22 protein-coding genes are annotated in these 23,914 nt (G+C 56.5%); 16 read left to right on the forward strand and 6 right to left on the reverse strand.

Annotation, left to right across the window (positions count from 1 at the left end):
- Positions 1-9 precede the first annotated feature (9 nt).
- On the forward strand, positions 10-459 hold the full coding sequence (locus tag QZ869_RS10445; protein ID WP_296016426.1) for a type II toxin-antitoxin system RatA family toxin: 450 nt from the start codon (positions 10-12) through the stop codon (positions 457-459).
- On the opposite strand, the gene QZ869_RS10450 is transcribed toward QZ869_RS10445, so the two are convergent.
- Both QZ869_RS10450 and QZ869_RS10455 read right to left on the reverse strand, forming a co-directional pair.
- Complete coding sequence (locus tag QZ869_RS10450) at positions 447-950, reverse strand: CinA family protein (RefSeq protein ID WP_296104404.1); 504 nt, start codon at positions 948-950, stop codon at positions 447-449. The two genes, QZ869_RS10445 and QZ869_RS10450, sit on opposite strands and share 13 nt — an antisense overlap.
- On the reverse strand, positions 947-2,134 hold the full coding sequence (locus QZ869_RS10455) for a bifunctional 2-C-methyl-D-erythritol 4-phosphate cytidylyltransferase/2-C-methyl-D-erythritol 2,4-cyclodiphosphate synthase (protein ID WP_296104406.1): 1,188 nt from the start codon (positions 2,132-2,134) through the stop codon (positions 947-949). The genes QZ869_RS10450 and QZ869_RS10455 overlap by 4 nt, the downstream gene beginning before the upstream one ends.
- 255 nt (positions 2,135-2,389) lie before the next feature.
- Between QZ869_RS10455 and dusB the strand changes: the two genes are divergently transcribed.
- The 9 genes from dusB (at position 2,390) to QZ869_RS10500 (ending at position 14,463) form a co-directional block, all read left to right on the forward strand.
- A complete protein-coding gene (gene dusB / locus QZ869_RS10460) occupies positions 2,390-3,406 on the forward strand; it encodes a tRNA dihydrouridine synthase DusB (RefSeq protein WP_296104407.1) in 1,017 nt (338 codons plus the stop codon).
- Positions 3,403-4,551 (forward strand): nitrogen regulation protein NR(II), encoded by a 1,149-nt coding sequence (locus QZ869_RS10465; RefSeq protein WP_296016415.1) that lies wholly within the window; start codon positions 3,403-3,405, stop codon positions 4,549-4,551. The genes dusB and QZ869_RS10465 overlap by 4 nt, the downstream gene beginning before the upstream one ends.
- Entirely contained in the window at positions 4,548-5,999 is a 1,452-nt protein-coding gene (gene ntrC, locus QZ869_RS10470) for a nitrogen regulation protein NR(I) (protein ID WP_296016414.1), read from the forward strand. Before QZ869_RS10465 ends, ntrC begins: the two co-directional genes overlap by 4 nt.
- 147 nt (positions 6,000-6,146) lie before the next feature.
- Positions 6,147-8,411: a PAS domain-containing sensor histidine kinase gene (locus QZ869_RS10475; RefSeq protein ID WP_296104410.1), complete on the forward strand. Its 2,265-nt coding sequence runs from the start codon at positions 6,147-6,149 to the stop codon at positions 8,409-8,411.
- A complete protein-coding gene (locus QZ869_RS10480; RefSeq protein WP_296016409.1) occupies positions 8,401-9,765 on the forward strand; it encodes a sigma-54 dependent transcriptional regulator in 1,365 nt (454 codons plus the stop codon). Before QZ869_RS10475 ends, QZ869_RS10480 begins: the two co-directional genes overlap by 11 nt.
- Positions 9,766-9,811: 46 nt before the next feature.
- Entirely contained in the window at positions 9,812-11,188 is a 1,377-nt protein-coding gene (gene trkA, locus QZ869_RS10485; protein ID WP_296016408.1) for a Trk system potassium transporter TrkA, read from the forward strand.
- Between the two features lie 188 nt (positions 11,189-11,376).
- Positions 11,377-11,619 carry an RNA chaperone Hfq gene (gene hfq / locus QZ869_RS10490; RefSeq protein ID WP_027673217.1) on the forward strand — a complete coding sequence of 81 codons (243 nt, stop codon included), beginning with the start codon at positions 11,377-11,379 and terminating at the stop codon, positions 11,617-11,619.
- A 197-nt stretch (positions 11,620-11,816) separates the two neighbouring features.
- Entirely contained in the window at positions 11,817-13,145 is a 1,329-nt protein-coding gene (hflX, locus tag QZ869_RS10495; RefSeq protein WP_296016399.1) for a GTPase HflX, read from the forward strand.
- A 442-nt stretch (positions 13,146-13,587) separates the two neighbouring features.
- Positions 13,588-14,463 (forward strand): GGDEF domain-containing protein, encoded by an 876-nt coding sequence (locus tag QZ869_RS10500; protein ID WP_296104413.1) that lies wholly within the window; start codon positions 13,588-13,590, stop codon positions 14,461-14,463.
- A 35-nt stretch (positions 14,464-14,498) separates the two neighbouring features.
- Here QZ869_RS10500 and mazG read toward each other — a convergent pair whose 3' ends face one another.
- Entirely contained in the window at positions 14,499-15,335 is an 837-nt protein-coding gene (mazG, locus tag QZ869_RS10505; RefSeq protein ID WP_296016396.1) for a nucleoside triphosphate pyrophosphohydrolase, read from the reverse strand.
- Positions 15,336-15,354: 19 nt separating this feature from the next.
- Entirely contained in the window at positions 15,355-15,942 is a 588-nt protein-coding gene (locus tag QZ869_RS10510; RefSeq protein WP_296016394.1) for a nucleoside deaminase, read from the reverse strand.
- Positions 15,943-16,170: 228 nt separating this feature from the next.
- On the opposite strand from QZ869_RS10510, the gene cysG reads away from it, so the two are divergent.
- From cysG to QZ869_RS10535, 5 genes are all read left to right on the forward strand, one after another.
- Positions 16,171-17,631: a siroheme synthase CysG gene (cysG, locus tag QZ869_RS10515; protein ID WP_296104416.1), complete on the forward strand. Its 1,461-nt coding sequence runs from the start codon at positions 16,171-16,173 to the stop codon at positions 17,629-17,631.
- The gene (locus tag QZ869_RS10520; protein ID WP_296104418.1) at positions 17,624-17,938 is read left to right on the forward strand and encodes a DUF2849 domain-containing protein; all 315 of its coding nucleotides are present in this window, start codon (positions 17,624-17,626) and stop codon (positions 17,936-17,938) included. The genes cysG and QZ869_RS10520 overlap by 8 nt, the downstream gene beginning before the upstream one ends.
- Positions 17,939-17,946: 8 nt before the next feature.
- Positions 17,947-19,617, forward strand: a complete 1,671-nt coding sequence (locus QZ869_RS10525; RefSeq protein ID WP_296036590.1) for a nitrite/sulfite reductase — start codon at positions 17,947-17,949, stop codon at positions 19,615-19,617.
- 10 nt (positions 19,618-19,627) lie between these two features.
- Entirely contained in the window at positions 19,628-20,134 is a 507-nt protein-coding gene (locus QZ869_RS10530) for a DUF934 domain-containing protein (RefSeq protein WP_296104421.1), read from the forward strand.
- A gap of 145 nt (positions 20,135-20,279) precedes the next feature.
- Entirely contained in the window at positions 20,280-21,092 is an 813-nt protein-coding gene (locus QZ869_RS10535) for a ferredoxin--NADP reductase (protein WP_296104424.1), read from the forward strand.
- Positions 21,093-21,158: 66 nt separating this feature from the next.
- Here QZ869_RS10535 and QZ869_RS10540 read toward each other — a convergent pair whose 3' ends face one another.
- A complete protein-coding gene (locus QZ869_RS10540; protein WP_296104426.1) occupies positions 21,159-22,418 on the reverse strand; it encodes an MFS transporter in 1,260 nt (419 codons plus the stop codon).
- 136 nt (positions 22,419-22,554) lie between these two features.
- Here QZ869_RS10540 and QZ869_RS10545 point away from each other — a divergent pair, with 136 nt between their 5' ends.
- Positions 22,555-23,055, forward strand: a complete 501-nt coding sequence (locus QZ869_RS10545; protein WP_296104429.1) for a hypothetical protein — start codon at positions 22,555-22,557, stop codon at positions 23,053-23,055.
- 293 nt (positions 23,056-23,348) lie between these two features.
- On the opposite strand, the gene QZ869_RS21780 is transcribed toward QZ869_RS10545, so the two are convergent.
- Positions 23,349-23,645, reverse strand: coding sequence for a diguanylate cyclase (locus tag QZ869_RS21780; RefSeq protein ID WP_367115326.1), 297 nt, complete (start codon positions 23,643-23,645; stop codon positions 23,349-23,351).
- Positions 23,646-23,914 lie beyond the last annotated feature (269 nt).

Raw genomic sequence — 23,914 nt, forward strand, 5'->3', positions numbered from 1 at the left:
TTCCGGCACATGCCGCAATTTGAAACACGCCGCCTCGTTAAACATTCTCCCGACCGGATGTATGATCTCGTCGCCGATGTGGAGAAATATCCAGAATTTCTACCCCTTTGTGATGGGTTGACGGTGCGCTCCAAGAAGGAGCGCGACGGAAAGACCTTGCTGGTGGCGGATATGACGGTGGGCTATAAGGCCATTCGCGAAACGTTCACAACACAGGTTCTACTCAAACCGGAAGAACGCGCCATCGACGTCAAGTATCTCGACGGACCGTTTCGGTATCTCGACAACCGCTGGCGCTTCGAGCCGACCGATAATGGCGGATGCTCGGTGTATTTCTTCATCGATTACGAGTTCAAGAGCCGCCTTCTTGGCGCATTGATGGGCTCAATGTTCGACCGCGCATTCCGTATGTTCGCCGAGGCCTTCGAAGCGCGCGCCGACCGGATCTACGCCGAGTGAGACAGTTCCAGAACCATGTCCAGCGCGGTGTGGACGGTGGCAAGGCGCACTTCGTCGCGACTAAGATCGCCGTAGCGCATTTCGCGGTGGATCAACTCACCATTGCGGCTCTTCGCGGCAAGATGCACCAGCCCAACCGGCTTTTCCGCTGAGCCGCCACCGGGTCCAGCTATCCCTGTGGCAGCGACAGAGACATGCGCGCGCGACCGAAATAGCGCGCCATGGGCCATCTGCAGAGCGGTCTCTCTGGACACGGCGCCATAAGCTTTAAGGGTATCTCGCGCTACGCCGAGCATCTCCATTTTGGCTTCATTGGTGTAGGTGATAAAACCGCGGTCGACGACGGCGGAAGAGCCGGAAATTTCGGTCAGTGCTCCCACGATCAATCCTCCAGTGCAGCTTTCAGCGGTCGATACCATGCGGCCATTCGCAGAATATGCTGCAATGATCTGGCGAGCCTTCTCCTCGATATCGTTAGAGAAAATACTCATAGAGGTCTCTTCTGATACACCACAGTCGCCGTCGCGATGGCAGCGATGCCTTCACGTCGTCCGACGAAGCCGATCGTCTCGTTGGTGGTTGCTTTGACAGAACACCGGTCGAGCGAGAGATCGAGAATGTCTGCCAGGTTCTCGCGCATGGCTTGGCGATGCGGACCTATGCGCGGTGCTTCTGCAATCAACGATACATCCGCATTCATGATCGTGCCACCATTACCGCGCACGACCTTTGCCGCATGTTCAAGAAAAATGCGCGAGGCGGCACCCTTCCATTGAGGATCGGAGGGTGGGAAATGATCGCCGATATCGCCAGCACCGCAAGTGGCAAGAAGTGCATCCGTCAAAGCGTGAAGAGCGACATCCGCATCGGAATGACCTTTCAGCTTTTGGTCATGAGGAATGAAGATGCCACAAAGAGTGACACCATCGCCGTCCTCCAACTGATGAACATCGTAACCATTGCCAGTGCGCACGTCCGGAAGTGCAGCAGAGAGTTTTTCATCAGCCATGGCAATATCTCGCTTCATAGTCAGTTTTACATTGTCGACGCTACCCTCGACGAGGCTCACCTGCAGACCGGACCACTCTGCAATCGAAGCGTCGTCGGTAAAATCATTTCGCCCGGATGACAGAGCCGCGCGATGCGCTGTGAGTATGGTTGAATACTGGAAGGCCTGCGGCGTCTGTGCTGCATAAAGCCCTTGACGGGAGACGGTTTCCTGCACCAGGCCATCATCTCCACGCTTCAAGGTGTCAGTCACAGCCATCGCAGGAAGAACGGCGTCTGAACCGCTGTCGAGACGCTCTGCGATGCGATCCAGAAGTGCGTCGTTGATGAAGGGCCGGACCGCATCATGGATCATCACATGCGCGAGGTCTGCTTCTTTCAGCGCCTCGAGGCCTGCCAGAACGGATTGCTGTCGTGTTGCCCCACCGGTGACGACACTGATCCTATCGGAGGCCGCCAGACGAACCGCCACCGGCGCGAAAAGGGCGGCATCATCCTGATGAATGACAACAACAATGGTGGCGGACCGTGGCCAGTCGAGGAATGTCTTCAGCGTATGTTCGATAACCGGCTTGCCGCCGATTGGCCGGTATTGTTTCGGACCTTCTTCCGGCGAGCCCGCACGTTCACCACGGCCCGCTGCGACAATGACGACACCGATTTTCATCTTGGATTTCCGCATTTCACCTATGCCGCTTCTGCAAAGCGTTGCAGATTGACATGGGTGATCTAACGTTTCAAAAGCCGAATGGCCAGCCAAGATATGTCGATCTAATGGGACGAAATGTCTCTGTTGGCGAGCCGGCTCACAAAAGCAGGCGTAATCTGTGCCTAAAGCCACTAAAAAACATGCAAAAAATGTGCGACGGCGCTTGGCAATCGATGAAACGCTGTCTAAAAATAATGCAAAATTTATAACTGCATGAAAGATCGCCAAGTGCATCTCCCGGCGCTGTCAGGCTCATTCAAGATTGGTCATGTCTCTGTCCGAAATCGGGCAGTGCTTGCGCCCATGTCTGGCGTGACGGATCTTCCTTTTCGTCAACTTGCCTGGCGGTTTGGTGCGGGTTTGGTCGTGACCGAAATGGTCGCCAGCCGAGAGCTGGTTGCAAACAAGGGCGAGTCCTGGGCGCGCCTGAGAAATGCCGGCATGACGCCACATATGGTTCAGCTCGCCGGGCGGGAAGCGCACTGGATGGCGGAGGCCGCAAAAATTGCTGCCGACAACGGCGCCGATATCATCGACATCAATATGGGCTGTCCCGCAAAAAAGGTTACCGGCGGCTATTCCGGCTCTGCGTTGATGCGCGATCCGGACCACGCGCTGACGCTTATTGAAGCGACGGTCGACGCAGTCGATGTGCCGGTCACAGTCAAGATGCGTCTGGGCTGGGATGAAAATTCCTTGAACGCGCCTGACATTGCAGCGCGCGCGGAAGCCGCAGGCGTAAAGCTGATCACCATCCACGGTCGTACCCGCATGCAGTTTTACGAGGGCAAAGCGGACTGGGATGCCATTCGCGCTGTCCGTGACGCAATTTCCGTACCACTGATAGCCAATGGCGATGTCGAGACTGAAAGCGACGTGACCGAGATCTTGCTGCGTTCGGGCGCTGATGCGGTGATGGTGGGACGGGGGGCGCAAGGCCAGCCCTGGCTGCCCGCCGTTCTGGCCGGCAATGAGCCACCGTCACGGCAGGATATCGTCGATATCGCGATAGAGCACTACGAGATGATGCTGGAATTTTACGGACTCGAAGCCGGTCGTCGTCATGCACGCAAGCATCTCGGCTGGTATCTCGACCGTTTCGCCCCCTCAACCACGCCAGAGGAAAAGGTGCTTATGATGACATCGAAAAACACGCGCGAGGTCATCGCCGTGCTCGGCGGCGCACTTCGGCGCGGCGCCGACGACGATGCCGCAAGGAAGGCCGCATGAGTGGTGGAAACTCATATGAGCCAGGCACCAATCTCCTGGCCATGGCGGTTCTGAACGCCGTTCAAAACCCAGTCATTCTGGTGAATGCCGAAGGATTTGTCGCCTTCGCCAACTGGGAGGCCGAGGCGTTTTTCGGGGCAAGTGCAGCTCACCTGGCTCGCTATCGCATCTCCACCCTTATCCCGTTCGGCAGTCCACTTCTGGCATTGATCGATCAGGTTCGCGAAAGGCGTGCTCCTGTGAATGAATATCGCGTCGATCTGTCGTCGCCGCGCTTAGGCCAGGACAAGCTTGTGGATCTTTACGTCGCGCCCGTCGTCAGCGAGCCGGGCTCGGTCGTCGTGGTGTTCCAGGAAAGGTCTATGGCCGACAAGATAGACCGCCAACTGACGCATCGTGCTGCCGCACGCTCCGTTACTGGTCTTGCATCAATGCTCGCCCACGAAATCAAGAACCCGCTCTCCGGGATCAGAGGTGCTGCGCAACTACTCGAAACCTCCGTTCCGGACGAAGACAGAGCTCTAACCCGTTTGATCTGCGACGAAACCGATCGTATTGTCTCGCTGGTTGACCGCATGGAAATTTTCTCGGACGAGCGGCCGGTGGATCGTGTTCCGGTCAATATCCATTCGGTGCTCGATCATGTTAAAGCCGTTGCCAAGGCGGGCTTTGCGCGCAACATCAAGATCACCGAGAATTATGACCCTTCGCTTCCTCCGGTCTATGCAAACCGCGATCAGCTGGTGCAGGTCTTCCTCAATCTCGTGAAAAATGCGGCCGAGGCGGTGGGCAACCAGCAGGACGGCGAAATTATTCTTACGACAGCCTATCGTCCCGGCATTCGCCTGTCCGTCGCAGGCAGCCGAGAGCGCATTTCTCTGCCGCTCGAATTCTGTGTGCATGACAATGGTCCGGGCGTACCGTCCGATCTTCTGCCGCATCTCTTCGACCCCTTCATCACCACCAAGACCAACGGTTCCGGCCTGGGCCTGGCTCTGGTGGCAAAGTTGATCGGCGCTCATGGCGGCATCATCGAGTGCGACAGCCAAAATCATCGCACGACATTCCGCGTCCTGATGCCCGTCTCTCCCGAGGTCGCGCCGGACGACAGCATTATACCGAACACGACAGGATCCAATCCATGACAGCAACGATTCTCGTGGCCGATGATGATGCGGCTATCCGCACCGTTCTGAACCAGGCGCTGAGCCGCGCCGGTTACGATGTGCGCATAACCTCCAATGCCGCGACACTGTGGCGCTGGGTTTCGGCGGGCGAGGGCGATCTTGTCATTACGGATGTGGTGATGCCCGACGAGAACGCCTTCGATCTTCTGCCACGCATCAAGAAAGCGCGGCCTGAGCTTCCCGTGTTGGTCATGAGTGCGCAGAACACCTTCATGACCGCCATCAAGGCGTCTGAAAAGGGCGCGTATGATTACCTGCCGAAGCCGTTCGACCTGACAGAATTGATCGCCATCATCGGCAGGGCCCTCTCCGAACCGAAGCGCAAGCCTGCCAAACTCGATGACGATATGCAGGATGGCATGCCTCTCGTCGGACGCTCTGCTGCAATGCAGGAAATTTATCGCGTCCTGGCCCGCCTGATGCAGACGGACCTGACGCTGATGATCACCGGCGAGTCGGGTACCGGCAAGGAACTGGTGGCGCGTGCGCTGCACGATTACGGCAAGCGCCGCAACGGCCCCTTCGTCGCCATCAACATGGCGGCCATCCCGCGCGATCTGATTGAATCGGAACTGTTCGGCCACGAGAAGGGCGCCTTTACTGGCGCGCAGAACCGCTCGACCGGTCGGTTCGAGCAGGCCGAGGGCGGCACGCTGTTTCTCGATGAAATCGGCGATATGCCGATGGACGCACAGACCCGTCTGCTGCGCGTGCTTCAACAGGGCGAGTACACCACCGTTGGTGGACGCACACCAATTCGCACAGATGTGCGTATCGTGGCAGCCACCAATAAGGATCTGAAACAGTCGATCAATCAGGGTCTCTTCCGTGAGGATCTGTATTACCGGTTGAATGTCGTGCCGCTACGCCTGCCGCCTCTTCGTGACCGCGCAGAGGATATTCCCGATCTTGTTCGTCATTTCATTCAGACCGGCGAGAAGGAAGGTCTTGAGGGCAAACGCTTCGAGGGTGAGGCGCTGGAACTGATGAAGGCCTATGCATGGCCAGGCAACGTCCGTGAGCTTGAGAACCTGATCCGTCGTCTGATGGCGCTTTACCCGCAGGAAGTCATTACCCGGGAAATCATCGAGCAGGAACTGCAGTCGGATGTTCCAGACAGCCCGATCGACAGGACGACTGTCCGCAACGGCAATCTGACGATCTCTCAGGCCGTGGAGGAGAATATGCGGGAGTATTTCTCCAGCTTCGGCGAGAATCTGCCGCCGCCCGGTCTTTACGACCGCGTCCTACACGAAATGGAGTACCCGTTGATCCTGGCAGCCCTGACCGCAACGCGCGGCAACCAGATCAAGGCCGCGGATTTGCTTGGCCTCAACCGCAATACGTTGAGGAAAAAAATCCGTGAACTCGGCGTTTCCGTGTATCGCAGCTCCCGTACTACCTGAGCGTATTGACAATACACTCACCGTCGTTGCATTTTCGCCACAAACTGTTGCTTGAAAAACACTGCGACATCATAGATTCGCAAATGGCGAAGAATGATGCGGTCTGTGGCGTTGCTGCCAATCACGGCGGCTTAGGAATGATGATCGATGCGTAAACCTGTCGCCGAAGGAAGAGCCGACGAGCAAGCGGCGGGGATGGTGATAGCCGACCGCCGGATGTCGTTCGCGCTGCCCGGTCTCGTTCTCGCAGGCGTAGCGTTGATCTGTGCCATTGTGACACTGATCGTGCTGCTGGGCCTGACGCCGATTGCGCCTACCTCCAACGTGGTGATCGCGTCCGTCGTCATTAATTCGATTTTCGTCATCGGGCTGATGTATCTTATCGGCCGCGAAATCAGCCGCCTCTTGAAGGCACGCCGCAAGGGTAGAGCTGCTGCCCGCCTGCACGTTCGCATCGTGGTGCTATTTTCCATAGTCGCCATCACGCCCGCCGTTTTGGTTGCGATCTTCGCCAGTCTGACGCTTAATGTCGGTCTAGACCGCTGGTTTGCGTTGCGCACGCAGGCAATCATCGATTCCTCCAGCAACATCGCTCAGGCCTATATGCTGGAAAATGCCGGTTATCTTCAGGGGCAAACCCTCTCGATGGCGACCGATCTCGATCGTAATCGCGCACTTTTCTATCTCGACCGGACGGGGTTCGTCGATCTGATGACGCGCCAGGCGAAAGGACGCGGCATGCTTGGAGCGTTCCTGGTGCAGGCCGATGGTGACGCGGTCGTCCAGGCCGATATAAAGACGGAACGGCCTCTGCCCGCGATCCCGTCCGATGCTCTCCAGAAGGCGGCTGCCGGCCAACCGACGCTCATTCCGCCCGGTGTTACCAATCTGGTAGGCGCAATCATCAAGCTCGAGGGCATCAACGGGACATTCCTCTACACCGTCCGAGCCGTCGATCCGAAGGTCATGTCGGCCATGCGGCTGATGGAGGAAAACCGTGCCGAGTACAAGGCAATGGAATCCGGTCGTGCGCCGTTACAGATCGCCTTCGCCATTCTCTATCTCGGTTTCGCGCTGATCGTACTTCTCGCCGCGATCTGGACGGCGATCGCGGTGGCTGACCGTATCGTTCGGCCTATCCGTCTGCTCATCAGCGCAGCCGACAGCGTTGCGACTGGCAACCTGCATGTGCTTGTGCCGGTCCGTGCCATCGATGGCGACGTCGGTCGCCTGTCCCGCACCTTCAACAAGATGATTTCGGAAATTCGCAGCCAGCAGGAAGAAATCATCGAGGCGAAAGACGACATAGACGACCGCCGGCGCTTTATCGAGGCGGTGCTGTCTGGTGTGACGGCGGCAGTCATCGGTGTGGACGAGAACCGCACCATCACCATCGTCAATCCGTCCGCGGAAGAGTTTCTGGCTCTGCCATCCTCCGAACTCGTCGGCTCACCGCTTTCCGTCGCCGCCCCCGAAATCGAAAACGTCCTGGCAGAGGCGTCCGCATCCGGGCGGGTCGATTTCCGTCAGCAGATCAACATCATGCGGCGCGGCAAGGAACGAACGCTCAGCGTTCAGGTCACGCGGGAAGACGCTCGTGATGGACGCGAATCCCATGTGATCACGCTGGACGACATTACAGATCTCGTTATCGCGCAACGCTCTACCGCATGGTCGGACGTTGCACGCCGCATTGCCCACGAAATCAAGAACCCGCTAACGCCGATCCAGCTTTCGGCAGAGCGGATCAAGCGCCGCTTTGGCAAGCAGATCGACGACAGTGATCGGGCAATTTTCGACCAGTGTACCGACACCATCGTACGTCAGGTCGGTGACATAGGTCGCATGGTGGATGAATTCTCCGCCTTCGCCCGCATGCCGAAGCCCACAAAGGAGCGCTCCGATCTGCGTGACGTGCTGAAGGACGCAACCTTTCTCAGAGAAATGGGCGCAAGCCACGTGACCTTCGCGACACAGCTTGGCGACGCCCCTCTGGAGGGCATGTTCGATTCGCGCATGCTTGGACAAGCATTCGGCAATCTCATCAAGAATGCGACTGAGGCTATCGAAGCCATCGATGCCGCAGAAGGACGCGAGGGCCGCATTCTGGTCCGCGCGGATTTCGACGAGGCGAACAACCGGTTCGTAGTGGACGTCATCGACAATGGCAGGGGCCTGCCTGTCGAGAACCGCCACCGCATTCTCGAACCTTATATGACGATGCGGGATAAGGGCACCGGTCTGGGCCTCGCCATCGTCAAGAAAATCATTGAAGAACACGGCGGTCATCTCGAATTGCACGACGCGCCCGCCGATTTCGATCACGGCCATGGTGCCATGATCAGGGTGCTGTTGCCGCGTGTAGACGCGGTTGGCGGCCAAACGGACAAGGAAATGGCATATGGCATCTGATATTCTGGTCGTCGACGACGAGGCCGACATCCGTGAGATCGTTGCGGGCATTCTGTCGGATGAGGGGCATGAAACACGCATGGCGCATGACAGCGACAGCGCGCTGGCTGCGATTTCCGAGCGCGTTCCACGTCTGATCTTCCTCGACATCTGGATGCAGGGAAGCAAGCTGGACGGTCTGGCGCTCCTCGATGAAATCAAGAACAGGCATCCCGATCTGCCCGTGGTTATGATTTCAGGTCACGGAAATATCGAAACTGCGGTCAACGCCATCAAGCGTGGTGCCTTTGACTTCATCGAGAAACCCTTCAAAGCGGATCGCCTGATCCTGATCGCCGAGCGTGCGCTCGAAAACTCAAAGCTGAAGCGTGAAGTTCAGGAACTGAAGAAGCGCACCGGCGATGCTGTCGAGTTGATCGGTGCATCGCTTGCTGTTTCTCAATTGCGCCAGACCATCGATCGTGTGGCGCCGACCAATAGCCGCATAATGATCCTTGGTCCTTCCGGCTCTGGCAAAGAGCTGGTGGCGCGCATGATCCATAAGAAGTCATCGCGCGCAACGGGCCCCTTTGTGGCTCTCAATGCAGCAACCATCACGCCGGAGCGCATGGAGATTGCGCTTTTTGGCACCGAAGGTTTGCCCGGTCAGCCGCGTAAGGTCGGCGCGTTGGAAGAAGCCCATCGCGGCGTTCTTTACCTTGATGAAATCGGCGAAATGCCGCGCGAGACGCAGAACAAGATTTTGCGCGTTCTCGTCGATCAGCAGTTCGAACGCGTCGGCGGTGGCAAGCGTGTCAAGGTCGATGTCCGCATCATCTCGTCGACCGCCCTCAATCTCGAAAATCTGATCGCCGAGGGTCTATTCCGCGAAGATTTGTATCATCGCCTGGCTGTCGTTCCGGTCAAGGTGCCAGCGCTGTCCGAGCGTCGTGAGGACATCCCGTTTCTGGTGGATATGTTCATTCGCCAGATTTCCGAACAGGCCGGTATTCGCCCTCGCAAGATCGGTGATGACGCCATGGCTGTTTTGCAAACGCATGATTGGCCGGGCAACATCCGCCAGCTCCGCAACAATATCGAGCGCTTGATGATTCTTGCGCGTCCGGAAGGCGGAGACACGTCGATCACTGCTGACATGCTACCATCCGATATCGGCGATATGCTGCCGAAGATCGCCGCACAGGGCGACCAGCACATTATGACGCTTCCCCTTAGAGAAGCCCGTGAAATGTTCGAGCGCGACTATCTTGTGGCGCAGATCAACCGCTTCGGTGGCAACATCTCTCGCACCGCGGAGTTCGTCGGCATGGAGCGGTCCGCCCTGCATCGCAAACTCAAATCGCTTGGCGTGTGATGAGCGCATGCTCTACGCGTTCTCTATATAGTCCGGGAGAGGGCGCATGAGGGTCATCATTTGCGGAGCGGGGCAGGTGGGTTACGGCATTGCCGAGCAGCTGTCCCGAGAAGACAATGAAGTCTCGGTCATCGACACTTCTGCCGAACTTATTTCAGCAATCACCGAAACGCTTGACGTTCGTGGCTATGTCGGTCACGGCTCCCATCCGGATGTTCTGGCGAAGGCCGGTGCTGATCAGGCCGATATGATCATTGCCGTCACGCTTTATGACGAAATCAATATCGTTGCGTGCGAGGTCGCGCACGCACTTTTCAGTGTCCCGACAAAGATCGCTCGTATTCGAGATCAGAGTTATCTCGCACCCGAATATGGCGACCTCTTCAGTCGCGAGAACATGTCCATCGATGTGACGATCTCGCCCGAAATTGAAGTCGGCAAGATGGTCCTGCGGCGGATCGCGTTTCCAGGGGCGACGGACGTGGTGCGTTTTGCCGATGACAATGTATCCATGCTGGCAATCGAATGCATGGAGGATTGTCCCGTCGTCAATACGCCATTGCAGCAGTTGAGCCAGCTCTTTCCAGACCTTGTGGCAACCGTCGTCGGTGTATTTCGTAACGGGCACCTGAAGTCGGTCGATTCATCCGAGCAATTGCGCACGGGCGATCTCGCCTATGTCATCTGCCAACGCCAACATGCGCGTCGCACGCTTGGTCTTTTCGGACACGTAGAGCAGGAAGCGCACAAGATCGTCATCGCCGGCGGCGGCAATATCGGACAATACGTAGCGCGCTCCATCGAGCAATTGCAGCCAAAGACGCGCGTCAAGATCATCGAGTTCAATCGCGACAAGGCCATTGCCGCCTCTGAAAATCTTAACTCGACGATCGTTCTGCACGGCTCAGTCTTGGATCAGAAAATCCTTCATCAGGCCGATATCCAGGATGCCGACCTGATCGTGACGCTGACCAACAACGACCAGACCAATATTCTCGGCGCCGTCATGGCCAAGCAGATGGGCTGCAAGTCGAACCTGGCGCTGTTGAACGCGAGCTCTTTTCATGATGCGGCAAAATCACTGGCCCTGGATGCGTATATCAATCCTCGAGCGGTAACGATTTCCCGGGTCCTGCAGCATGTTCGCAAGGGCCGCATTCGCTCTGTCTACGCGGTGCAGCGTGGCAATGGCGAAATCATCGAGGCCGAGGCACTCGAAACCTCTCCGCTTGTTGGACAGGCTTTGCGTGAGATCGATCTTCCTGAGGGCATTCGAATAGGTGCTGTCTATCGCGACAAGGTGGTTTTGCGGCCGGATGGGAATATGAAAATCAAGGCCAAGGACCGGGTCATCCTGTTCGCCTCGGCAGACTCCGTGCGCGATGTCGAACAACTATTTAGAGTGTCGCTGCAGTACTTCTAGCTCGGTAGGAGAACGCCCTGCATCTGCGTCATATCAGAAAATAGAGTAAGTTTTTCGACATTGCGGAAGACATCGCGATTTGGTACCAGAGTTTCACCCACTGGCAGGGGGCTTGGCCAGAGGAATAGCATTATTGATTATTTGAATTCCCGGTCTCCCATCCGGGCAAAAAAGAAAGAAGCGGCGCTATGGCGGAACGTTCTCAAAACCTGCAAGATCTTTTTCTCAACACTGTTCGTAAGCAGAAGATTTCGTTGACTATTTTCCTGATCAACGGCGTCAAGCTGACGGGTGTTGTGACGTCTTTTGACAATTTCTGCGTGCTTTTGCGCCGCGATGGACATTCGCAGTTGGTCTACAAGCATGCGATTTCCACCATCATGCCGGGCCAGCCGATGCAGATGTTCGAAACAGAAGAAGGCGCCGCCTGATTCACCGTTACTAAGAAGTTCCCGGCATTCGGACCTGCGACAATCGACAACGGAACTCTTGATCGAGCTCCGTTGTTTTTGTTGTGCATCTGCCTATATGTCAGACTGGCACCCCAAAATTGAAAGGCCAGCACATTTCTACGCGTGATACGTCGAACGAATCCATAATTCCCGAGCTTGAAAAGCGCCGCGACGACATGCGCGCGGTCGTTCTTGTGCCGCAGTTGAAGCAGCAGCGCGATAACCGCGAGGCGACTGCGACCACGCCGATGCGATCAATGGAAGCAAAGCTCGAAGAGGCCAAAGGTCTGGCGCTCGCCATCGATCTTACGGTCACGCAGGGATTGATCGTTCCCGTCAACCAACCTCGTCCCGCCACGCTCTTCGGCACAGGCAAGATTGAGGAAATTGGCCATCTTCTGGACGAGACGGATGCTGGTCTCGTCATCATCGACCATCCTTTAACGCCTGTTCAACAGCGAAATCTGGAAAAGCAGTGGAACTCGAAGGTTATCGACAGGACCGGTCTCATCCTGGAAATCTTCGGGCGCAGAGCGTCGACGAAAGAAGGGACGCTTCAGGTCGACCTAGCCCATCTCAATTACCAGAAAGGACGCCTCGTCAGAAGCTGGACCCACCTCGAACGTCAGCGCGGCGGTGCGGGCTTCATGGGCGGTCCGGGTGAGACGCAGATTGAGGCGGACAGGCGTCTTCTTCAGGAGCGTATCGTGCGCCTTGAGCGTGAACTGGAGCAGGTCGTGCGAACCCGCCAGCTTCACCGCGCCAAGCGTCGCAAGGTTCCGCATCCAATCGTGGCCCTTGTCGGTTATACCAATGCCGGGAAATCGACGCTCTTCAATCGTATCACAGGCGCTGGGGTCCTTGCCGAGGACATGCTTTTCGCCACGCTGGACCCCACGCTTCGCCGCATGAAACTTCCGCATGGGCGCACCGTCATTCTTTCAGACACAGTTGGCTTCATCTCCGATCTGCCAACCCACTTGGTCGCCGCTTTCCGCGCGACGCTGGAAGAGGTGCTGGAAGCCGACCTCGTTCTGCATGTGCGAGACATGTCGGATCCCGACAACGCCGCACAGGCGGGAGACGTCATGCGCATTCTCGCAGATCTCGGCATTGATGAGAAAGTCGCTGAGGAGCGCATCATAGAGGTGTGGAACAAGGTAGACCGTCTTGAGCCGGAAGCGCATGATGCGATCCTGCAGAAGGCGGACGGCCGGGCCAATGTTCGCGCGGTATCTGCACTGAGCGGTGAGGGCGTCGACGCGCTGATGGACGACATATCGGTTCGGCTATCCGGTGTGTTGACTGAAACGACGATCGTTCTGAGTATCGATCAACTTCCGCTTCTGTCCTGGGTGTATGACAATGCTATCGTGGATGGGCGCGAGGACCGTGAGGATGGTTCGGTCGTGCTCGATATAAGATTGTCTGAAGAGCAGGGCGCTGCACTTGAACGGAAGCTGGGACTGACCGTCAAGTCGCAGGCAGAGGAGTGGGAGCGCTAAGCCGGCTTGAGAAGACATAGTCTCGTGCTACTTCATAAGCCTTATGCTAGAGATATTGATAATTCTACGCAATTTTCAGCAATGCGATAGGAATAGAGTGCCGGTCGGCCAGCATTTATGACGTGAGCGAGTATTGATGTTACCCGAGCTGGACCTTCCGACTGTTCTTATTTTGCACAAGCTTTCCTTTGTGGTTGCCGCGCTCTGTTTCATCTATGTGCGGTCTCGATCCAGAGAAAGTGTTGGCCTAGGGCTCCTTGCTATAGGTTTTTCCCTTGTCGCGACCGCATCAATCCTCGTCAGTGTTCAGGCTTTCGTTCCACAACACGAAGCCCTCTGCGCCTCTGCGGGGACATTGGTCGGTCTTATCGGATACGCCGTGTTTTGGCTTGGGATGTGCCGTATCAGCCGGCAGCGCAAAACAAACCGAGAGTGGCTCGTTTTGTTTCTACCCGTCGTCGTCTGTCTACTGCTTCTGGTTTCCGGTCTCTATCAGTTTGCGCAGTCCAGGACGATCGCATTTCAGGCTACCGCTGCAGCGATGCTGCTCGCCTGCGCATGGATCGTCTATGCCGATAATGTCGCTGAACCACTGCCTGTCAGGAAGCCACTGGCAATATCGATATTCATTGTCGCTGCTCTGATGATCCTGGTGGCGGTCGGCGTTTCGCTGCCGCGCTCTGCCGTAAGCATCCCGCGAAATGCGTTTTTTGCCTCCATCGTCTGTCATTTCGCTATTGCTTTTTTCGTCATGGCTCTCGTCAAGGAACGCGCGGAAGAGCGCCTTCAAAGGCTGGTCGGGCTCGATGTTTTGACTGGCGTGCCAAACAGACACTCCTTCAGTTCGCGTCTTCCACAGACGGTACGATACGGCGATGCGATCGCTATGATCGATATCGACCACTTCAAGCATATCAACGATAACTTCGGTCATCTGGCCGGCGATGAGATACTGGCCCGTGTTGCCAGGGAGCTTTTCACCCGAATTCGTCCGGTAGACAGTTTCGCCCGCTTTGGTGGAGAGGAATTCATTCTCTTTCAGCCCGGCATGGGTAAGGATGACGCGGTTGCGCTGGCGGGTTCGCTCCAAAAGATCGTGAGCTCCTTACAACATGAGATCGACGATCAAATGGTAACGGCAACATTGAGTATCGGGGTAGCAGTCTGCGACGACAAGGCGAGTACCGCCATGTCACTGATCAAGAAAGCCGATATCGCGCTCTATGCATCGAAGTCATCCGGCCGTAACCGCGTGACGCTATATCAACCCGATCATTTCACAGACAAGCAGTTCCAGGAGCGGATTGGTTATTCGTAGCGTCCCTTAGGTCGGCATCAGGCAAGTAGGCCTTGCTAAACGTCGAGCTTTCGCTCGATCTCTTTGGCGGCTTGCCATAGCGCTTCCATTCTCTCCAGGCTAGCCGCCTCCAATGTCTCACCAGATTCGGTCAGCGAGGTTTCGATGTGCCTGAAACGCCGTCTAAACTTTGTATTGGTGCCACGCAGCGCGTTTTCGGAATCGGTTTTGACATGACGGCCAATATTGACGACAGCAAAGATAAGATCACCGAGTTCGTCGCTGATACGGCTCGTATCGCCTTCTGCAAGAGCCTGCCTCAGCTCTCCGATTTCCTCTTCGATTTTGTCCAGGATCGGTTCGGCGGCAGACCAGTCGAAGCCAACGCGCGCCGCCTGCTCCTGAAGCTTTAAAGCCTCGGTCAGGGCAGGCTGGCTGCGCTGTATGGAGCCGAGGAAACCCGCTTTGGGATCTTCGCTGATGCCGCGTCGTGCGCGCCGTTCCAAACGCTCGCGCTTCTCAGCGCTTTTGATCTGATCCCATTGTAGTTTGACGGATTCAGGCGTGTCCGCATCCGATACCGCGAAGACATGCGGGTGCCGGCGGATCATTTTGGAAGTAACGGCATGAACCACATCTTCGAACGAAAATGCCCCCATTTCCTGCGCAATGCGGGAGTGAAAGACCACCTGTAGCAGCAGGTCGCCCAACTCCTCGCAAAGATCGTCCATATCGTCGCGTTCGATCGCGTCCGCCACCTCATACGCTTCCTCGATCGTATAGGGTTTGATCGTCTCGAATGTCTGGACAATATCCCACGGGCAACCTGTTTCAGGATGTCGCAACGCCTCCATGATTTCGATGAGACGGGCGATATCTTTCGAGGCTTCCATGGCGTTGCTTTCCGGACTGTCAATTCAAAGGGATGTTGTTGTCGGATTTGCCCGACTGATAGCTGTTGGAAAGACGATTATATACGGCTTTGATCCGCGACGTCTGCTCCCGCAGCTTTGTTTTTGACGGTTCGTCCGCTGCTTCTACCAGATCTGCGATAAAGTACGAATTCCAGAACGCATTACTGCGCCTATAGCCTCCAGGCTCCAAACCGAAGACCTCCTTCAGTATTTTTAGATCGTGCGGGATGGCGAATGCATCGCGGGAATCTTCATGGCTGAAGAAAGAATAGAAATTGTCGAACCCCGCCCAGGTTATCGCCGACATGCACATCGTACAGGGTTCATGGGTGGAGAGGAAAATCAGGTCCTTTGTGGCAGGCTTCTGACCGAGTTCGTAGAAGCGTTTGAGCGTATGCACCTCTCCGTGCCAGAGCGGATTTTCGAGCTCGTTATTGGTTTCGGCAATCACCAGCGAGAAATCCGATTTACGCAGGATTGCGGCTCCGAAGACCTTGTTGCCCAAGGATACACCACGGGTCGTCAAAGGCAGGATATCGTGCTCTATAACGTCGAGGAGGCGAGAGGCTAGAGTTTGCTCTGTCAAGATAATTCCCTTGTTCGTTTGTCTGAGGTGTTCGATCGGCGAGAGTCGGCAAACGCGAGAAATATAGAATTTTTATAGAAAATACAAATCTTTGGATGGTGTTGCCGCTCGGTCGCGCGGTTGCTTTTCCTCAAAAACACGGCTTGTCGGAGAATAATAATCTACGGCATTATAATGAAGGAATTTTCGTGCCTTCAACCTTTTTAATCAATAAGCGATATTGCGCCCATGCTTGAAACACCAGCCTCTCGTAGCGACGAACGCCTGACGACATTTCCGACCTTTTTCAAGGTAGAGGGGAAACACGTCGCCGTGTTCGGCAATGGCGATGAGGCCTATGCGAAAGCACGTCTTCTCTCGAATACGAATGCGCAGATCGTTGCTTTCTCGGACCAGCCGCAGACCGATTACGCTATATTCCTCGATAAAGAGAAGATCAGGATTGTGGCCAAACCGTTCGACGCCTGCCAGGTCGAAGGTATGACGCTGGTTTTTGCCGCGACAGGTGACGACGTGTTGGACCGGCAGATCGTGGATGCGGCGAGGGCGAAGTCCATCCCCGCTAACGCCGTCGACCAGCCCGGCTACTGCGATTTCTATACGCCCGGCCTCGTCTCGCGCGCGCCACTCGCTGTGGCCATTTGCACCGAGGGTGCAGGTCCCGTACTCGGCCAGATCGTCCGTGCGCGCATCGATCAGATGTTGGCGCCGTCCCTTGGTCGTCTGGCTCGTCTGGCGGTCGAATATCGTGACGCGGCAGAACGCAGCATTCCAAAGGGCGCTCTGCGCCGAAATTTCTGGCGCCGCTTTTTTTCCGGTAGCGTGGCGGATGCCGTCGCCCAGAACGACGTCGATGCGGCGCATCAAGCTGCCGAGAAACTTCTTCTCTCGCCGGAAAGCCCGGAAGGTTACGTGTGGCTGGTGGGTGCAGGTCCCGGCGCAGAAGACCTGCTGACGCTTCGGGCGCAGCGCGTGCTGATGCAGGCGGATGTCATCGTGTATGACGCTCTTGTCCCTCAGGAAATCGTCAATATGGGCCGTCGCGACGCGGAGCGTCTGTCAGTCGGTAAGCGCAAGGGCTGTCATTCCAAGTCCCAGTCGGACATCAATCGTCTTCTCGTTTCCCTTGGGCTTGAGGGGAAGCGTGTGGTCCGGCTGAAGTCGGGCGATCCGCTCGTCTATGGTCGCGCGGCGGAGGAGATGGCGGCGTTGCGCGAAGCCGGTATCGGCTACGAGGTCGTTCCTGGCATCACATCTGCCTTCGCTGCTGCGGCAGATTTCGAATTGCCATTGACGCTGCGTGGCGTTGCGTCCTCGCTGATCTTCACGACTGGTCATGATCTGGCTGGGGATATTTTGCCGGACTGGGCACGTCTTGCCGTGTCGGGTGCCACAATTGCCGTCTACATGGGTCGAAGCGTTGCGGCCTCGGTCGCCAAAAGGCTGATGAGCGCGGGGCTGAGTGAAGAAACGACGGTCGCGGTGATAGAGAATGCGAGCCGCAGCTATCGTCGCCTGATGCATGGCACGCTCAAAGATTTGCCGGACCTCGAGCATCGCGACGAGTTGACGGGTCCGGTCATGGTCATCATTGGCGACGCGGTCGCCGGTGCGAATTTCGAAAGGTCCGAAGCCTTGGCGAAGTCACCGCTCAATGCGCATGTCGGACAGGAGTATGCAAATGGTTGATAAGGTACTGACGGCCAATCGTCTGAGCGATGGCATCGCCGTCTGGCTGGATGCAAATGGCGAATGGAACGAGGACCTGCAATCCTCTCTCGTTGCGCGTCATGCGGAAGCCGTCGCTTCGCTGGAGGAGATCGGAAAGCGCGATTTCTCCGCCAACAAGGTTGTGGACGTCAACATTATCGACGTAGCGGAGGAAAACGGTCGTCTTTGGCCGACGCGTCTGCGTGAGCGCATTCGCGCAGCGGGCCCCACAATCGAATATGCTACAGGTTACAAGCCTGCCGACGCAGCCTTTATCGCAGTCTGAGGAATATCATGTATCGTTATGACGAGTTCGACCACGCCTTCGTAAAGGGTCGCGTGGAACAGTTTCGTGATCAAGTGGAGCGTCGCCTGTCGGGTGAGCTGGCCGAAGATGCGTTCAAGCCCTTGCGTCTGATGAATGGCGTCTATCTCCAGCTACATGCCTATATGCTACGCGTCGCGATTCCCTACGGAACGCTGAACTCCAGACAGATGCGTATGCTGGCGCATATCGCGCGCAAATACGACCGTGGCTATGGTCACTTCACCACTCGTCAGAACATCCAGTACAACTGGCCGCGTCTGGCGGATACGCCCGCCATTCTGGATGAGCTGGCGAGCGTTGAAATGCACGCTCTTCAAACGTCCGGCAACTGCATTCGCAACGTCACCGCCGATCATTTCGCAGGCGCTGCGGCCGACGAGGTCGCCGATCCACGCCCTTACGCGGAAATCCTGCGCCAGTGGTCTTCCGTGCATCCGGAATTCTCGTTCCTGCCGCGCAAGTTCAAAATCGCCGTGACCGGTGCGGAGCGCGATCGCGCCGCCATTCAGGTTCACGATATCGGCCTGCACCTGAAGAAGAACGACAAGGGCGAAATCGGCTTTGCCGTTTATGTCGGCGGCGGGCAGGGCAGAACCCCGATGATCGCCAAAAAAATCCGCGATTTCCTGCCCGAAGAGGATTTGCTGTCATACACAACCGCAATCATGCGCGTGTACAATCTGCATGGTCGTCGCGACAACAAATATAAGGCCCGTATCAAGATCCTCGTGCATGAGACCGGCGCGGAAGAACTCGCGCGCCAGGTGGAGGCGGAGTTTGTTCACCTGAAAAATGGCGAACTGAAACTTCCCGATGGCGATATCGCAGCGATCACCACCTATTTCGCGCCGCCTCAGCTAAGGGACCGCCCGGAGAGCTGGGAGAGCCTCGCCCGCTGGAAGAAGACGGACGCGGATTTCGCCCGCTGGGTCGACCAAAACGTTCAGCCGCACAAGCATCCGGATTATGGGATGGTGACGGTCTCGCTGAAGCCTATTGGCGGCATTCCGGGAGATGCGTCGGACGAACAGATGGACGTGGTCGCTGATATTGCTGCGGAATATGCCTTCGACGAAATCCGCATCAGCCACGAGCAGAACATTATTCTCCCACACGTTGCCCTTGCAGATTTGGAGCCGGTATACCGCGCGCTACAGGGTGCGGGTCTTGCAACGGCGAATGCAGGCCTCATTACGGATATCATTGCCTGTCCCGGTCTGGACTACTGCGCGCTCGCCAATGCGCGCTCCATTCCGGTCTCGCAGGAAATTTCCAGACGTTTCGGCGCAGCTGAGCGTCAGGCGGAAATCGGTGAATTGAAGATCAAGATTTCCGGCTGTATCAACGCCTGTGGTCACCACCATGTTGGCCATATCGGCCTGCTGGGCGTCGAGAAGAAGGGTGCTGAACTTTATCAGATAACCCTTGGTGGATCCGGCGATGAGAATTCCTCGATCGGCGAAATCATCGGGCGCGGATTTGAACCGGAAAAGGTAACGGATGCGGTCGAGACGATCGTAGACACGTATCTCGGCCTGCGCCTGTCCAAGGAGGAAACTTTCCTGGAGGCCTACCGTCGCGTTGGACCGCAACCTTTCAAGGACGCCCTTTATCCTGCCACCGCAGAAGCCGCTTGAGGAATTTGAAATGACGAAAATCTGGACCGAAAAAGGCTTCGTCGAAAATGACCCTTGGATCACCGAGGGCGAGGGCGTCGAAGCAGGCGAGGGGCAGAACGCGGTCTTGCCACTGGCGACCTTTCTGACGCGGGCGGCAGAGAGCAATGATGTAGGTCTCGGCGTTCTCATAACACCTGCGGATGATGTAACGAAGCTTGCACCCTTCATTGATCGGATCGCGCTTATCGCGGTGAGCTTCCCGGCCTTCAATGACGGCCGCGGCTTCAGCCACGCATCCCTTCTGCGCACACGTCTGAATTACCAGGGTGATCTGCGCGCCGTTGGCGATGTGCTCATCGACCAGGTACCGCTGATGCTGAGAACGGGCTTCACCAGTTTCAGCGTCTCCAACGAAACTGCACTCCGTCGTTTGTCCGAAAACCGGTTACCCGGCATCGATGTCTACTACCAGCCGACGGCAAGATCCTCCGTAGAGGGTGAAACCTATAGCTGGCGAAGGCGTGCGGCAGTATGAACCATTGCGAGGAAATATGAGGTATTGATACATATTTCCACCTGCATAGCTCCAATGACATTCTCATACCTTCAAATGGGGAGGCGGATGGTATATTTCCCCGTATCGAGAATGTCTGGTTTTTTGTGAAATGGACGGAAAGAGAATGAACGCTCCAGCCAAAACGGAAGAATTTGCGATCAAGATCCCGGACGGCGTCTATGCCGAGACCGTTCTTTCGGTGGAGCATTACACCGATCACCTTTTTCGCTTCCGCATGACGCGCCCGGCTGGGTTCCGCTTCCGCTCCGGTGAATTTGCCATGATCGGCCTCATGGTCGGCGACAAGCCGATCTACCGCGCCTACTCCATCGCCAGCCCATCCTGGGACGAAGAGCTCGAGTTCTTTTCCATCAAAGTGCCGAACGGTCCGCTGACCTCTCACCTGCAGGCAATCAAGCCAGGTGATACGGTCCTAATGCGCAAGAAGCCGACGGGAACGCTTGTGCTCGACGCGCTCACGCCTGGCAAACGTCTTTACATGTTTTCGACCGGAACGGGTATCGCTCCATTCGCAAGCCTTATTCGCGACCCGGAAACCTATGAAAAGTTCGAGGAAGTTATTCTCACCCATACCTGCCGGGATGTCGCCGAACTGAAATACGGCTTCGATCTTGTGGAGGAAATCAAGAACCACGAGTTCCTGAGCGAGATTGTCGGCAACAAGCTGAAGCACTATGCGACGGTGACACGTGAGGAATATCCCTTCAAGGGCCGCATCACCGACCTGATCGCAAACGGCAAAATGTTCGCCGACCTCGGCGTCCCGCCGCTGAATCCAGCCATTGATCGCGGCATGATCTGTGGCTCATCTGCTATGCTCAGGGACACTAAAGAGCTGCTGGAGAAGGCGGGGCTGAGCGAAGGTGCCAACAACAAGCCGGCGGAATTCGTCATCGAGCGCGCCTTCGTCGGCTGACGCATTTTGATATCTCAAGAAAAAGGAGGCTAGGTGCCTCCTTTTTTGTTTTCCGTGATGTGTGGCTTACGTTGTCTCAGGCTCATCCTTCGGAACGATATCCCGCCGGAAGAAAATGAAGAGCAATATTGCAATCGCCGCGACACCACCGCCGACCAGATGCGATAGCGCGAAGCCGCCTTCCGTGGTAAGCCATCCTGCAACACCGTTGCTGAGCGACGCGCCGATACCTTGAACGGTCATCACGCTTGCAAGGCCGACATTGAAGCGCCCGGTACCTTTCAAGATGCGCTCGACTGCAACCGGCGTCGCGATACCAAGAAGGCCGGCACCGATGCCATCCAGAAGCTGAACGGGATAGACCACCCAGAACTGCTCAAAGGATGCCGCCAACAATCCGCGCAAAGGCAAGGCCGCCAGCGCAATCAGGAAAACCGCAGAGAGTCCGAAGCGGCGAATAAGCCAGGGAGCGAGAGCTGCCACGAAGATCATGGCGAACTGTGCGACACCGGTGATGATTGCCGTTGTTTTGAAGGGCGAGTTGAGTTCGACTGCGAAATCCTGAGCAATCAGTCGGCCCATCGGCGCATTGCCGAAATGGAAGATCAGCAGAATGATGGCAAGCAGGATGAGCCCGCGCTCATGCCACAATACGCCGAAACCTGAAGGCCCGGGTTCGCCCTCATCATGACCGAGACCGCGCGCCACTTTATGATCAATACGGTTGGGATCGATCGCCGTGATCGCTATCAACGTTCCGATTGCGGTGATGACCATCAGGCCGATGACACCAGAAATGCCGAAGTAAGAGACGGCAACATAGGTGGCAAACAAAGAAGCAAAATTGCCACCGTGGTTCCAAAACTCGTTGCGCGAGATTTGCTTCGAGAACAACTTTTCGCCGACAAGACCCAGCGTCAGTCCGGCAAGCGCCGGGCCAACCGTTGCGCCAACGACGGCCGTCATGATCTGACCGCCCCAGACAACGGTCTCCGTCGGGAAGATCAAGGTAAGAAGCGCACCCGCGGTAACGAGAATGACTGGCACTGCAATTAGCGTGCGCTTCAATGTCGTGCCATCAACGAGAGCGCCGCAAAGCGGTGTGGCGGCAAGGCCAACCAGACCGCCGACCGTCGCAATGATCCCCAACTGCATGGGGGACCAGCCATTCGTGGCCAGAAACGCATCAAGAAAAGGACCGAGCCCATCGCGTGCATCCGCTAGAAAAAAGTTTAGCACCGCGAGAGCAAATAGAGTGCGATCGCTGATGCCACTCGGCCGTTGAACAGAGCCTCGGCCGGGGGCAGGAGAGGTGATGGATGTCATCTGCGTATTTCCGAATAGGAGTGAAGCGAGCGACAAACGCACGAAAACGTTATTGGTTGCTATAGTCCATAACGATCTAATTTAGGAACTCTATTCAAGTCCCACCGTTGGCGTTCCTCAATAGGGAGCGATCATCATGAAACTAAACACAGCGTGCCTTTTCGCCTTGGCGGCACTTATCTCCACGCCCGCAGTGGCAGATGAAACCACCTTTCTGTCCTCGCTCGGTGGGAACTGGAAAGGCAGCGGCACTGTGACCACTCGGATCGGCTCTCGTCCGGTCAATGTCAACTGCACATTTCAGGCCACTGCGTCTGGACCATCATTGCAGATGAACGGCACATGCCGAGGTTTTGTTGTCGTGCGCCGATCAATCTCGGCGGACCTAACCGCGCGGGGCACCCGATATAGCGGAAATTATGTCGGTCCTTCCGGTCGCCCCTCCGCACTCAGCGGCAGCCGAAGAGGCGACAACATCAACCTGACGGTTCGCTGGAACCGTGACATCAACGGCGATCGCGTGGCGGGTATGACCATCAGCAAGCTTGGACGTAATGGCTTGCGATTGAGAACGACAGACAAGGACGGCGCCAATGGACCGACCGTGGTCACCGCGGATATCCGGCTCACCCGCTAAAGGTATCTGGGTCACTGGCTGGAAAGAGAGCTTTACGCTGCCTCGCCGAGATCCGCCACGGTGTTCGTTCTGCTCACATCCTTCGAGGCGGATAGAGCAGCGCAGCGGGCGCTCATAGGCCTGCCGGAAACTTTCGTCAGGTTCAAACCGGACAACCTCGAAGCTCGCCGTCACAGGCGTCTCTGGAACAACGTCTGGGTAAAGGGCTGATAATCCTACCCGCAGGCGTTCAACGCGCTCTAGCATATTTCGCCCGTCGCTGGACGCCATAAATAATACCAACTCCTTGGCACCTATTCTGCCAACCAGGCCATCTGGACTGGCCGCATCCTCGAGACGGCGAGCAAAACGGCGGAGACCTCATCGCCTATCGCATGTCCCAGTCTGTCATAGATGGTCTTAAATCGATCGAGACCGGTCGCAACGATGAAGCCAGCGCTGTCAGTTGCAGTCCGTTGTGCCGCAAGCCGCCCTCCAAAACCCAAGTGATTTAACAGGTTCGACACGTAGTCGTTTTGCGCCTGTCTGAACAACTCTCCGGCAAGATCCCCCGCCAAGATGAAGAGCGTCAGTATCGCGGTTGCCATCATACCGGTCGGACGTGCCGAGCGACAGGAGGATGATGGAGGACGCCTCGGCTATTTCGCCATTCGGTCTTGGCCGAAAAACAGGCTGACGCAGACTATGCTAAGCGCTGTGGCGATAGGTGAGAATATAGCCGAGTTTTTTAAGTAACAAATATCGACTGCTTCTAGACGGCTCCAAGTCTCGGCCGCAGAGTGGCTCGAGCGCACATTTTGCCACCACGGCTATCACATCATGAATTCGGTTTGGCTAAAACGAATGAAGCCCGGATCGT

The organism is uncultured Agrobacterium sp. (assembly GCF_913777885.1).
Taxonomy (GTDB): Bacteria; Pseudomonadota; Alphaproteobacteria; order Rhizobiales; family Rhizobiaceae; genus Agrobacterium.

Coding starts and splice junctions, on each gene's coding strand:
- cysG (WP_296104416.1), top strand. CDS start 16,171: ATGCTTGAAACACCAGCCTCTCGTAGCGACGAACGCCTGACGACATTT.
- mazG (WP_296016396.1), bottom strand. CDS start 15,335: ATGGAAGCCTCGAAAGATATCGCCCGTCTCATCGAAATCATGGAGGCG.
- QZ869_RS10535 (WP_296104424.1), top strand. CDS start 20,280: ATGAACGCTCCAGCCAAAACGGAAGAATTTGCGATCAAGATCCCGGAC.
- QZ869_RS10540 (WP_296104426.1), bottom strand. CDS start 22,418: ATGACATCCATCACCTCTCCTGCCCCCGGCCGAGGCTCTGTTCAACGG.
- ntrC (WP_296016414.1), top strand. CDS start 4,548: ATGACAGCAACGATTCTCGTGGCCGATGATGATGCGGCTATCCGCACC.
- QZ869_RS10480 (WP_296016409.1), top strand. CDS start 8,401: ATGGCATCTGATATTCTGGTCGTCGACGACGAGGCCGACATCCGTGAG.
- QZ869_RS10545 (WP_296104429.1), top strand. CDS start 22,555: ATGAAACTAAACACAGCGTGCCTTTTCGCCTTGGCGGCACTTATCTCC.
- hfq (WP_027673217.1), top strand. CDS start 11,377: ATGGCGGAACGTTCTCAAAACCTGCAAGATCTTTTTCTCAACACTGTT.
- QZ869_RS21780 (WP_367115326.1), bottom strand. CDS start 23,645: ATGATGGCAACCGCGATACTGACGCTCTTCATCTTGGCGGGGGATCTT.
- QZ869_RS10520 (WP_296104418.1), top strand. CDS start 17,624: ATGGTTGATAAGGTACTGACGGCCAATCGTCTGAGCGATGGCATCGCC.
- QZ869_RS10465 (WP_296016415.1), top strand. CDS start 3,403: ATGAGTGGTGGAAACTCATATGAGCCAGGCACCAATCTCCTGGCCATG.
- QZ869_RS10475 (WP_296104410.1), top strand. CDS start 6,147: ATGCGTAAACCTGTCGCCGAAGGAAGAGCCGACGAGCAAGCGGCGGGG.
- QZ869_RS10450 (WP_296104404.1), bottom strand. CDS start 950: ATGAGTATTTTCTCTAACGATATCGAGGAGAAGGCTCGCCAGATCATT.
- trkA (WP_296016408.1), top strand. CDS start 9,812: ATGAGGGTCATCATTTGCGGAGCGGGGCAGGTGGGTTACGGCATTGCC.
- QZ869_RS10530 (WP_296104421.1), top strand. CDS start 19,628: ATGACGAAAATCTGGACCGAAAAAGGCTTCGTCGAAAATGACCCTTGG.
- QZ869_RS10525 (WP_296036590.1), top strand. CDS start 17,947: ATGTATCGTTATGACGAGTTCGACCACGCCTTCGTAAAGGGTCGCGTG.
- hflX (WP_296016399.1), top strand. CDS start 11,817: ATGCGCGCGGTCGTTCTTGTGCCGCAGTTGAAGCAGCAGCGCGATAAC.
- QZ869_RS10455 (WP_296104406.1), bottom strand. CDS start 2,134: ATGAAAATCGGTGTCGTCATTGTCGCAGCGGGCCGTGGTGAACGTGCG.
- QZ869_RS10445 (WP_296016426.1), top strand. CDS start 10: ATGCCGCAATTTGAAACACGCCGCCTCGTTAAACATTCTCCCGACCGG.
- dusB (WP_296104407.1), top strand. CDS start 2,390: ATGAAAGATCGCCAAGTGCATCTCCCGGCGCTGTCAGGCTCATTCAAG.